At 56.8% G+C, this 11,808-nt stretch carries 9 protein-coding genes; 5 read left to right on the forward strand and 4 right to left on the reverse strand.

Going from position 1 to position 11,808, the window contains the following annotated elements; all coding sequences use genetic code 11:
- The first annotated feature begins 152 nt into the window (after window positions 1-152).
- Together QP934_RS06155 and QP934_RS06160 are read left to right on the forward strand one after the other, a co-directional pair.
- Complete coding sequence (locus tag QP934_RS06155) at window positions 153-869, forward strand: TVP38/TMEM64 family protein (RefSeq protein ID WP_419127082.1); 717 nt, start codon at window positions 153-155, stop codon at window positions 867-869.
- A 54-nt stretch (window positions 870-923) separates the two neighbouring features.
- Window positions 924-1,502 carry a MarR family transcriptional regulator gene (locus QP934_RS06160; RefSeq protein WP_419127083.1) on the forward strand — a complete coding sequence of 193 codons (579 nt, stop codon included), beginning with the start codon at window positions 924-926 and terminating at the stop codon, window positions 1,500-1,502.
- Here the strand turns inward: QP934_RS06160 and QP934_RS06165 are convergent.
- Entirely contained in the window at window positions 1,499-2,338 is an 840-nt protein-coding gene (locus QP934_RS06165; protein WP_200435636.1) for a DUF3097 domain-containing protein, read from the reverse strand. The two genes, QP934_RS06160 and QP934_RS06165, sit on opposite strands and share 4 nt — an antisense overlap.
- Before the next feature lie 33 nt (window positions 2,339-2,371).
- Here QP934_RS06165 and QP934_RS06170 point away from each other — a divergent pair, with 33 nt between their 5' ends.
- A complete protein-coding gene (locus QP934_RS06170; RefSeq protein ID WP_419127084.1) occupies window positions 2,372-3,145 on the forward strand; it encodes a hypothetical protein in 774 nt (257 codons plus the stop codon).
- Here the strand turns inward: QP934_RS06170 and QP934_RS06175 are convergent.
- From QP934_RS06175 to QP934_RS06185, 3 genes are all read right to left on the reverse strand, one after another.
- Window positions 3,142-4,215 (reverse strand): ferrochelatase, encoded by a 1,074-nt coding sequence (locus QP934_RS06175; protein ID WP_419127085.1) that lies wholly within the window; start codon window positions 4,213-4,215, stop codon window positions 3,142-3,144. The genes QP934_RS06170 and QP934_RS06175 overlap by 4 nt on opposite strands.
- 31 nt (window positions 4,216-4,246) lie before the next feature.
- Window positions 4,247-5,701, reverse strand: coding sequence for an NlpC/P60 family protein (locus QP934_RS06180; protein WP_419127086.1), 1,455 nt, complete (start codon window positions 5,699-5,701; stop codon window positions 4,247-4,249).
- 1,715 nt (window positions 5,702-7,416) lie between these two features.
- On the reverse strand, window positions 7,417-7,956 hold the full coding sequence (locus tag QP934_RS06185; protein ID WP_419127087.1) for a DUF6676 family protein: 540 nt from the start codon (window positions 7,954-7,956) through the stop codon (window positions 7,417-7,419).
- A 254-nt stretch (window positions 7,957-8,210) separates the two neighbouring features.
- Here QP934_RS06185 and can point away from each other — a divergent pair, with 254 nt between their 5' ends.
- Together can and QP934_RS06195 are read left to right on the forward strand one after the other, a co-directional pair.
- Window positions 8,211-11,024 (forward strand): aconitate hydratase, encoded by a 2,814-nt coding sequence (gene can / locus QP934_RS06190; protein ID WP_225746927.1) that lies wholly within the window; start codon window positions 8,211-8,213, stop codon window positions 11,022-11,024.
- 190 nt (window positions 11,025-11,214) lie between these two features.
- Window positions 11,215-11,790, forward strand: coding sequence for a TetR/AcrR family transcriptional regulator (locus QP934_RS06195; RefSeq protein ID WP_419127088.1), 576 nt, complete (start codon window positions 11,215-11,217; stop codon window positions 11,788-11,790).
- Window positions 11,791-11,808 lie beyond the last annotated feature (18 nt).

Genomic DNA, 11,808 nt, shown 5'->3' on the forward strand with positions numbered 1-11,808 from the left:
GGTAGAAACACCGGGGATTAACCGTCAAGGACAGCGATATACGGTTGTGAAGCCTATACTTTCAACAAACACACTGGACAGTGACTATAAAACACCGATCCCAGACACACTTTCTGACCTTTAGCCCGCCCACAAGGACTACGATCTCCCCCATGACCACACTTTTGAGTTGGGCGCGCAGCTTCGGCCATTTCCTCAAATCGCTCGCTCGGTCCGCTTGGCGGTCAATTTCCCAGTGGTCGATGCGTCGTTGGGTAGCCGTCCTCGCCGCCATCGCCACCGGCGTCACCCTCCTTTACTTCTTCGATCTGCCGGACGTGTCCCAGCTTCGCGACGCCTCTACCCGCTATGGCGCGTGGTTCCCCCTCCTTTTCACCCTAGGTTATGTCATATTTACGCAGCTTCCATTCCCCCGGACGTTTTGGACGGTAGCCGCAGGAATACTTTTTGGCCCATGGAAGGGCCTCGCCCTCTCCTTATGCGCCTTGACGGTGTCTGCGGCCCTGTCGCTCCTCATCGTCCGCACGCTCCTCGGAGACTGGATCCGGCCGCACCTAACTCACCCCGCAGTGTTTAAAATCAATGCCCACTTGGAGCGGCGCGGCTGGCTGGCCATCGCTTCGCTGCGAATGGTGGCCGGCGTCCCCTTCAGTCTCCTGAATTATGTTGCCGCACTAACGCCCGTGAAGCTTAGCCATTTCACCGTGGCCACCCTCCTCGGTTCCATCCCGACTACTGCCCTCGGCGTCTTCTTCGGCGATGCCCTCACAGGGCACACCTCGCCCAGCATCATTGTCGCCATGGTAGCTTTTGCCGCCATCGGTATGGGCGGGCTGTATATGGATTCACGTCTACCCACTCGCCCATAAGTCAAGTACGAGCGGTAGACTATTTCGCAATTGGTTCCTGAAGGAGGATTTTCTGTGCTTGCTGTCCACGCTCGCTACCGGGGCCGCTCCGTGCGTCGCGCAGAGTTGGTCCAACGCTCTGCAACGGCTCTATCCACCCTCAATGGTGTGGGCGAGTTCCACGTGCTCGGCGTGGAAGATATTTGCGCCGTAGTTGATTCAGCAACAGCAGTGTGCGACGTGGTCATGGCCTTGCTTGCCGACGGCGACTGGGCCATCGGCATCGGCATTAGCCCCGGCAACCAGGAAGATGAGGAAGGCGCGCGCCAAGTAGCAACCGCTGCATTGCGGAAGTCCGCCCGCATGGGCCAGGTCTACGCCAAACTCAATAAGCGCGGCCGCGCCTCGGAGGCGAGCGACATCGCGGCCGCCTTTGCCCTGCTTGGCTACGTTTTGCACAAGCGCACCATCGAAGGGCGCGAAGCAACCTCGCTTGTCCGCGCAGGACTCAACCAGAATGAGGCCGCCGAAGAGCTAGGAATTTCCAAGCAAGCCATGTCGCAACGCCTCCAGGCGGCCGGCTGGAGCGCGGAGATGGCGGGGTGGCAGTTGGCCGTCAACCTAATTGAACGCGCCAACCTTGCCCACCCCTAGAGCAAGTCGGACTTGCTCAACTCAGGTGTAGTAACGAAGTCCACGAGGCGCTCCACGGCGCCGATCAGGCTGGAGTCTAGGTCGCGGAAGGAATGTACGGCGTTATAGACATGACGCCACCCATCCTTCGGGTCGCTCCACCCTACGCGGCGGCAAATACCGGTCTTCCAATCCTCGCCGTAGGGTACATCTGGCCATTCACGCAGGCCAACGCGCTGCGGCTTTACCGCCGCCCAAATATCGATGAAGGGGTGTCCAGTCACCAGGACATGCTCTCCCACGGTTTCCGTTAATCGGGTTTCCTTAGAGCCTTGAACCAAGTGATCCGCCAATACGCCGACCCTGCGGCCCGGCCCTGGCTGAAACTCTGCGAGGCGCGCCTCCAAGTTGTCCAAACCCTCGAGGTATTCGACTACCACGCCTTCCACACGCAGGTCGTGACCCCACACTTTTTCCACAATGGCGGCATCATGCACGCCTTCCACCCAAATGCGCGATGGCGCGGCAACCTTGGCCTCCACGTTCTCTACGCGGCGGGAGCCGGAGTTGGACTTACGGGGAGCCTGCTTTTCGACGTACCGGGTAAGCGTTACTGGCTTGCCTTCCACTAGAAACCCGCCTTTAACCAGGTTAAAGACCCGTTCTACGCCATGGCGATCCTCAAGGCGTACCACCTCACCGAAAACGGTTTTATCCACGCCCATAACAGCCCCCACAAAGTCATCGCCGCGCACTTCCACTACCATTCCGGGCTCGGCTGGCACTTCTGGGTACTGGCGCGGCTTCGACCGCGAGTGGCCAGCAAAAATATCTCCGCCATAAGGATCAAAACTCATGGCCCGTTAGTCTATCTACTAGACTGGCTCGCCATGGATATGCGCGCCGAAGTATGGTCACCTTTACAAAACACCGCCGTCTGGCTTGGCTCGTGGCTGTGGGGACATGAAACCACCGATGACTTGCTGGACGCGCTTACGGAACTAGGCGGACGTCCAGAATGCTTGGACGAATCCCCCTTCGTCGATGTGTTAGCCATGCTGCGCGCGGAGACCTCCGAGCTTACCGCTCATCGCGGTGTACGTGCAGAGCCTATCGTGCGCCTCGCACTGTCCGGGCCAGGCGAGCCGCCTGCATTGCCGGCGGGATCGGACTCCTATCGCGCGGCTACACAAAGTTCTACCGGAGCAATCATAGTTCGCACCAATGATCCCCTGCGTAACTTAGTCCTCATCCCCCACATTCGCCACAGCCATACGGCGTGGCAAGTGGTCGTCGAAAAGCAGCAGCTCCCCGCGCCCGCCTGGCTAAGCCCCGGTGAAGCCGACGCACTCCTTTCTCAAGCAACCAATGAGTCCGCCGAGCTCATCGCGGCAACCGGGTATAGCATCGAGGCCTTGCCCAACCCACGCCTCACCGTGGGAACTCTGAGCGACTTCTATGACACCCCCGGGCTCCCCCGTTCAACGCCAGCCCGGTCAGCCAAGCTCTTTGCCCGGGCTGACCGAGTAGCCGCGATCATCGAAACCGTCACTGACCGCATCAATGACCACAGCCTTGATCCACAATTGCTTCGCTTGTGGCGTCACATCCGCCAGGCCCGCATGACGGGCGTGTCTTATGCGCTTGGAGAATTTGCTCGTTAACGGGACCGAATATCGCAGCACCCCGCTGCACACGGCTCACCATTGACTGTGCACCCTTGCACCGTGACACTCCCGCTGGTCTCCCACTCGCGGCCCTGTTCTAGTTCATCGATGAGATCAACAACCATCTCCGCAAAACGTGGAGTCGGACCCGCTGTACGGGTGCGCAGGACCTTGACACCCATCTCTTCGGCTGCCTTCTGCAGCTCGGAATCAAGATCCCAAATAACCTCCATATGATCGGAGATGAAGCCAATCGGGCATACCACGACCGTGTCGATGCCCTCGTTGTGGTGGATATCAGTGGTGTGATCAACAATGTCTGGCTCGAGCCACGGAGTGCGGGGATTACCCGAACGTGACTGCCATACAAGGTCATAATCAGAAATACCGGCCCGTGCGGCCACCAACCGCGACGCCTCAGCCACCTGGCGGGAGTAAAGGTTTTTATCCCCTTCCGCTCCGCCCGCGTTATCGTGTGCAACGGGAACTGAATGGGCGGTAAATAGCAAGCGAGTGGATTTCTTCTTTTCTTCCGGAACCTCTCCCCAGACCTCCGTGACAGCGGCTGCCATTTCGGCCACGAACTTCGGATGATCGAAGAATTGGCGAATCTTAGTAAATTCAATGTCCGGCAAACCCTGCTCCGCCAGATGCTCGCGCATCTGCTGAATGTCCTCATCATATTGCCGACATGCGGAGTACCCACCCCATGCAGAGGTAGCGAAGACAGCTACCTTGCGCACCCCGTCCCGAGACATCTTCTCCGCAGTCTCACTAGCAAAGGGATGCCAATTTCGATTGCCAAAGTAGACCGGTAGATTATGTCCGCGTTTTTTCAGCTCTCCATCGAGATGATCGATGATTTCGCGGTTAAGTGCATTGAGCGGACTTACCCCTCCGAAGTGGTAATAATGCTCGCCCACCACTTCTAGCCGCTCGCGAGGGATACCCCGACCTCGGGTAACGTTCTCCAAAAAAGGAACGACCTCCTCGTTTCCTTCCGGGCCACCGAAAGAAAGAACGAGGAGGGCGTCGAAGTTTTGGGCATTCTGTTGTGCGTCAGTCATGCCCTAAACCATACCAACCAAAAGTTGGAGATTAGAGAAGGCGCACGACATCGGGAGTAGCGCCACCCCAGCGAACCGGAACTACTGAAACAGTCTGACCAGACTGTGGCGCTTCAATCATTTGGCCGTCGCCTAGGTAGATAGCTACGTGCTGGCTTCCACCAGGTCCGTAGAAGATAAGGTCACCGCGCTGTGCGTTCTCGCGGGGAACCTTCTTACCCTGCTGGTACTGCGCACCAGTGTAGTGAGGAAGGTCCAGGCCGGCTGCCGCGTAGGCGTACTTGACTAGCCCCGAGCAATCAAAGCCAGACTGTCCAAAGTCCCCGAAGGAATCAGCCACGCCACCATCGCGAAGCCCACCAGTAGGACCATTATTATCGCCGCCACCCCACACATAAGGGACGCCGACCTGAGACTCAGCGCGAGAAATGACGGCCTCGATCTGAGCGTCTCGGCCCGCATCTGCACCGGTGGTGCTTTCCTCTACTTCAGCCACCTCATCCACCTCGGGAGCGTCAACACTGGCGGCAGGTGCAGTATTCGGGCTGCCCAAACCTAGTAGGTCAGACGAGCCCTGCATGAGGGTGCGCACATCGTCCTCATCAACGGCTGCAGCGATATCATTCGCAAGTCCGAGCGCATCGTTCACAGAGGACCCAGTGCCGAAATCGACGTTCTGGAACGTAGGCGTTGCACCCTTATTGAGGGCGTTTCCAAAGTCCGCTTCTGGAGTAGTCTTCGCCTGCTCAGCAACGGATGGATCCTCCGGATCATCGGCAACGTCCGCACTGCCCGGAACCTTGGACGGTCCCTGATCCACTACCTCATCTGTAAAGTCTTGCGGCTTGACCTTTCTCGTCAAGTCATGAGGCTTGACCGAGAAAGCATTTGTTGACAGCCTAGAATCAAGATTATCGCCTTGATTTGGGGCAACTGGAAGAGAATCCTGCTGCGAGAGCTGCACCCCGCTCGCTACCTCCCCTTGGGACGCAGCCTGCTGCTGGCGGGCAAAAGTGGCTTCCGCAAATCTCTGGGTAGCGTTTAGTCGCGCTTCATTCTGGGCCAGCTCTCGGCGCTCCTGCGCAACACGATTCTCGGCTTCTCGCTTTTCCTCACCCGCCTGGCGCAGCTCATCTTCCAAGCTGGCAACATACTCTTCATTAGTCCCCGGCTCGCCGTTCACTTGTTCCAATTGGGTTCGAATCTGAGCAATACGGTCTTCCGCTGCGGAAACATCTGCTTCCGCGCGACCTAGCTCTGCCCGGGATTCCTCTACAGCGCCCTGCAGTGAATCTGCGTTGGCAACCGCACGGTCAATTGCTACGTGGTCTGAGTTTTGGTCCTGGACCGTACCTGGGTTTGGCGCTGATACTTCATCGGCGCCCGCTGGGGCTACGGTGGAAAGTGTTGAAATAGCTGCGGTACCTGCTACTGCAGCAATGAAAGCGCGAACATGTCGAATGCGCGGAAGGCGAATGGTGGCCACTGAAATACTCCTAGTTTGGGCCCACGCTGCTCCTTTAGTGAGGGTCCATGAAGACCTCCGGACATAGGTATGCCCGGGCTCCCCGCCTGCATATTTCGCACAAACACAGGCATTATCGCATGCCTTTTTGGGTGGCCCAGAGGTTCGCCTCGAGTCGGTATCAATAGATACACGAAGCTAACCCCCTGGTGCCTTCAGACACTAGAGCGGTAATTATTGATGGACTGCCTACTTTGGCTGAGACTTCACTCCGGGTGTGCACTTTCGGTGGACCCTCAGCAGCCTTAGGGCTTCCATGTAGGAACTAAAGAAAGTTGTGGACTTGCCGCGCCAATTTTGGCCGCCTCAAATCGCTACTGTTTCCCCACAACAGCGACATCCAGACAATTCGTACCCCGGCAAGAAAGCCTAAAGGTCTACTTGCACGAGCCCGACAAGTCGGACACAGATGGTCTACAACTATCCTCTGTTCAAACAAAGTCCCACGGACTGTTAAATCCACTTCTACTCTTGCGCTGCGCGCGACATACGCTCCAGGGTGCGTTTTACAACCCGCGGTTCCGTATGCCCCGATCACGTCTTCGTTGCACTGAGCACTGTGAGAACTGCTCTACGGGTTCTGGCGGACCTCGCCGCGGCGCCAACTGGAGGCCAAAAGGTCTAACCTTTTGAGCACTACCGAGCCGTCGAGGGCAAGCAGCCACAAACCATGAACAGGCCACACGAGGCTGACCCTTGTGGAGTGATTCGGTGTTCCCGGACCCTATCCCTATGGACCTCTCCGTACGCACCTTCTGTGACGACAGGCCTTCAGCCTTAACCGTATAAAGGTTCGCACCAAAATTTCCACACGGTGGAGTTCTAATGAACCCGTCTCACCTCATAAACGGAAGGTGGGTTGATGTGTAATTTTTCGAACATTGCAATCGCTCAAGTTCTTTGCCTGCGTCCCTAATCACTTTCGATGGGTCCCGGTTCATTGACTCCCAAGAACGGCCACTCGACGTTCTAACTTTCGCTCGAGGCGTGCTTCCCCACATACCCGTGCGAGTTCTCTCGTGACAGTCAAGGCTAAGCCCATGAACTCAGGAAGCAAGAAATGTCTCCTGAGTCGACAACCGAACCTTACGTCACGACACGCCCGTTTCGCACAATTTTCCCGCAATTCACGTGAGTCAAGTTAATTCACATGACTCAACATGTGCACCTAACCTGCAATGATTTTGTTACCATCCCGTTATTGTGACTTTAGTCACCATCTACCCGGGGTTCTATACGCTCCACTAACCCCCAACCAGGCCGCGACTAGGGCGACTGAACCACTCCCCCACCGGTTGTCAACCCCTAAGGGTTTACTTTGACCACTCCCCCGCCCCATTCACGATCCCTAACTAGGTACCCGATTCACGCTAAGTCCCGACCGAACTTCTACCCCCGATCCACAACCGACTCTTTCAACAAACCGTGAGTGAACGAAACTGTGCCATCCGCATTCACCCAGAGTCCTTCAGTACACGCCTTCGGGCCAGTTGCCCGAAATTTTCGTACATTAATGGCCCGCAAAAGTTTCACCCAATAACGCGATACTTTTTCGAACAAACTTAATTTTCGAGGAGCATTTGTTCAATTTTGGAAAGCCAAGTTCCTCGTTTCTCGCCCGGCTTTCTTCACTCGTCCGACTCGCACCCCCAATTTCCGTAGATCCTTTTCAACTATTAGGGCGTGCGACGGCCGGCCGCTAGGAAAGAGCTAACGAATACAATCACGGCGATTACGGCAACCGCCCCCACCGCTGGGCCCACCGGGAAGCTGATTTGGTCTAGTCCCCTGTAGTACTCAGACAGAAGGTCTACTTGTTCAACTCCAGGCGGGATCTGCGCCTGTACCGACTCAATGTCAGCGCGGCTATAAGTGTCACTGACGGAAGAAACATGGCGAGGGGTTTGTACGATGACAGTATTCAAACCTGTCGCGTCTTGGAGCTCTTGGGCAATGTCACGGACATCAGGCGCACGATCTGCTATCACATCAACCACGGCCACACCGTCACCGTCTCGCAACCCTTGAGCTACCTCCGCGTTGAGCAGTGCATCTTGGCTGAGCATTGGGGACGTGTAGGCCACGCCGTCCACTTTGAGCTGACCTGCCAAATCAGCTACATCTACGCCCGCGGGCACCATATGCATCTCTTCCTTATATAGGGCTCCTAAACTAACTTCGTCTCCCCAAGATACGGTCAGATCACGGGAACCCATTTCCTCAACTCGCCGATTTTTCAGAAAAGGTGAAAACAGAACGCTTGTACTGTTACAATGGCAGCGACCGAAGGTTTTAGCCTCTACAATATCTAGGTGAACCATCGCGTTCTTTGTCGCCTTCAACACAGCGGGCCCCATGGTCGCGTCGCGTCACACTAGTGACCAGTGGCGCCGAGCACTGCCCCGCGGTGACGACTGGCGACGAGTACCAAACAGAACACACTGTTTATTAACAAGGAATGGAGCTCCCTGTGACTGAAAGCTTGAACTCCTTCGAGGCCAAGAAGACCCTTGATGTCAACGGTAAGTCTTATGACTACTTTGACATCAACACCGTCTCCGGTCTGGAGAAGTTGCCTTATTCCCTCAAGGTGCTGGCAGAAAACCTGCTGCGTAACGAGGACGGCAAGAACGTAACCAAGGACCACATCAACGCCTTGGCAAACTGGGATCCGGAGGCAGAGCCGGACACCGAAATCCAGTTCACCCCAGCACGCGTCCTCATGCAGGACTTTACCGGTGTTCCTTGCGTTGTTGACCTCGCTACCATGCGTGAGGCCGTCTCCGCACTGGGTGGCACCCCGGATCAGGTTAACCCTCTCAACCCGGCCGAAATGGTCATTGACCACTCCGTCATCGTTGAGGCTTTCGGCTCTACCGATGCGTTGGAAAAGAACGTTGAAATTGAGTACCAGCGCAACGAAGAGCGCTACCAGTTCCTCCGCTGGGGTGCTGAGAACTTCTCCAACTTCCGCGTTGTTCCTCCGGGAACCGGCATCGTCCATCAGGTAAACATCGAGTACCTGTCCCGCGTTGTATTCGACAACGAGGGCCTCGCTTACCCGGATACCTGTATCGGTACTGACTCCCACACCACCATGGAAAACGGCCTGGGCATTCTTGGCTGGGGCGTCGGCGGCATCGAAGCAGAGGCTGCCATGCTCGGCCAGCCGGTATCCATGCTTATCCCGAAGGTCGTAGGCTTCAAGCTGACCGGTGAGATTCCTACCGGCGTTACTGCAACCGACGTCGTTCTTACCATCACCGAGATGCTGCGCGAACACGGCGTTGTGCAGAAGTTTGTTGAGTTCTATGGCAACGGTGTTAAGTCTGTCCCGCTGGCAAACCGCGCCACCATCGGCAACATGTCTCCTGAGTTCGGTTCCACCGCTGCGATCTTCCCGATTGACGAGGAGACCACCAAGTACCTCGAGCTCACCGGCCGCCCGCAGGAGCAGATCGACCGCGTCGAGGCCTACGCCAAGGCACAGGGAATGTGGCTGGAGGAGGACGCTCCAGAGGCAAAGTACTCCGAGTACCTCGAGCTGGACCTGTCCACCGTTGTTCCTTCCATTGCCGGCCCGAAGCGCCCGCAAGACCGCATCCTGCTGACCGAGGCCAAGGAGCAGTTCCGCAAGGATCTGGCTAACTACACTACCGACGAGGTTTGCGTTGACGAATCCACTGCCGAGGCAAAGCGCATGTCCGCAGAAGGCGGCGCTCCGGCTATGGAAGACGTCACCGGCGGCTTGAACAAGGCTCGTGAGGGTCACGGCGAGTCCTCGGCTACTGGCGCGAAGGGCCGTCATTCCAACCCAATTACCGTTGAGTCCCAAAACGGTGGCGAGTTCACCTTGGACCACGGCATGGTTGCCATTGCCTCCATTACTTCCTGTACCAACACCTCTAACCCATCCGTCATGGTGGGCGCAGGCCTTATCGCCCGTAAGGCAGCAGAAAAGGGCCTGCAGTCCAAGCCATGGGTTAAGACCATCTGCGCTCCTGGCTCCCAGGTTGTTGATGGCTACTTCCAGCGTGCAGACCTGTGGAAGGACCTCGAAGCCATGGGCTTCTACCTCTCCGGCTTCGGCTGCACCACCTGTATTGGTAACTCCGGCCCATTGCCGGATGAGGTTTCTGCAGCCATCAACGAAAATGACCTCGCTGCCACCGCGGTCCTTTCCGGTAACCGCAACTTCGAGGGCCGTATCTCCCCGGACGTCAAGATGAACTACTTGGCTTCTCCAATCATGGTCATTGCCTACGCCATTGCCGGCACCATGGACTTTGACTTTGATGCACAGCCACTGGGCCAGGACCAGGAAGGCAACGATGTCTTCTTGAAGGACATTTGGCCATCCCCGCAGGAGATTGAGGACACCATCCAGTCCGCTATCTCTCGCGAGATGTACGAGGCTGACTACGCCGACGTCTTCAAGGGCGACGACGCTTGGCGCAACCTGGACGTGCCGGAGGGCGAGACCTTCAAGTGGGATGAGGATTCCACCTACATCCGCAAGGCTCCTTATTTCGATGGCATGCCAACCGAGCCGAACCCGGTTGAAGACATCAAGGGTGCGCGCGTTCTGGCAAAGCTGGGCGACTCCGTCACCACTGACCACATCTCCCCTGCTTCCGCTATTAAGCCGGGTACCCCGGCTGCGCAGTACCTCGATGAAAACGGCGTTGCCCGCCAGGACTATAATTCCCTGGGCTCCCGTCGCGGTAACCACGAGGTTATGATGCGCGGTACCTTCGCGAATATTCGCCTGGCCAACCAGCTGGTCGACGTCACCGGTGGCTACACCCGTGACTTCACCCAGGAAGGCGGCCCGCAGGCCTTCATCTTCGATGCTTGCCAGAACTATAAGGAAGCCGGCATTCCGCTCGTTGTCATTGCTGGTAAGGAGTACGGCACTGGCTCTTCCCGCGACTGGGCAGCCAAGGGCACCAACCTGCTTGGTGTGAAGGCTGTTATCACTGAGTCCTTCGAGCGTATCCACCGTTCCAACCTGATTGGCATGGGCGTTATCCCACTGCAGTTCCCGCAAGGCGAGTCCCACGAGTCCTTGGGCTTGGATGGTACGGAGACCTTCGACATCGAGGGCATCTCCGCCTTCAACGATGGCTCCATCCCGAAGACCGTCCACGTAACCGCTACCAAGGAATCCGGCGAGACCGTGGAGTTTGATGCTGACGTTCGCATCGACACCCCGGGTGAGGCTGACTACTTCCGCCACGGCGGCATCTTGCAGTACGTTCTGCGTCAGATGGTCAAGAACTAAGCGTTTTCGCGCAGTCCTTCAGCCTACCCGAGGGGGCTAAAGGACTAAGTTCAGTCGACAACGCGGGGTTGCACCGCCCTCCCCAGGAAGGGCAATGCGGCCCCGCGTTTCGTCACGTCGATTTTATTTCTTATTTAAAATTACTAATTAAGCAATCTTTAGACATCCCCATTAAGGAGAGTTCCCTGCTATGCCCATCGTGAGCGAATCTGAGCTTAGCCGCCGCCGGCACGACATTCTCGTAGGTGCCCGCCGCTGCTTTGCAGAGCACGGGTACGAGGGAGCGACTGTTCGGCTACTCGAACAAGCGACGGGTAAGTCGCGTGGCGCAATTTTTCACCACTTCGGTGACAAAGAGTCACTATTCCTTGCCTTGGCGCAAGAAGATGCCGCTCGTCAAGCCGAAGTCGTGGCTCAAAATGGTTTGGTAGAAGTCATGCGGGAGATGCTCGACCATCCTGAGCGCCACGATTGGCTAGCCACTCGCTTGGAAATCACTTCCCTGCTACGCACTGACCCCTCGTTCGCCGCTCGGTGGAAAGAAAATCAATCGGTTCGTGATGAAGCCGTTCGCGCACGATTGGCATCTAATGCGGATAAGGGTCGCCTACGAGATGATGTAGGAATCGATACCTTAGCCATCTATCTTGAGGTATTTATGGACGGATTCATTAATCGGCTTGCCTTGGGCGATACCGCGGAGCTGGAAAATGTTCTTGACTTAGTAGAGCAATCCATCCGCGGTGTTCAGGTGAGCCCACAGTAACCCCCATACAACTACTTT

The sequence above is a fragment of the Corynebacterium sp. MSK122 genome, from assembly GCF_030229435.2.
GTDB lineage: Bacteria > Actinomycetota > Actinomycetes > Mycobacteriales > Mycobacteriaceae > Corynebacterium > Corynebacterium marquesiae.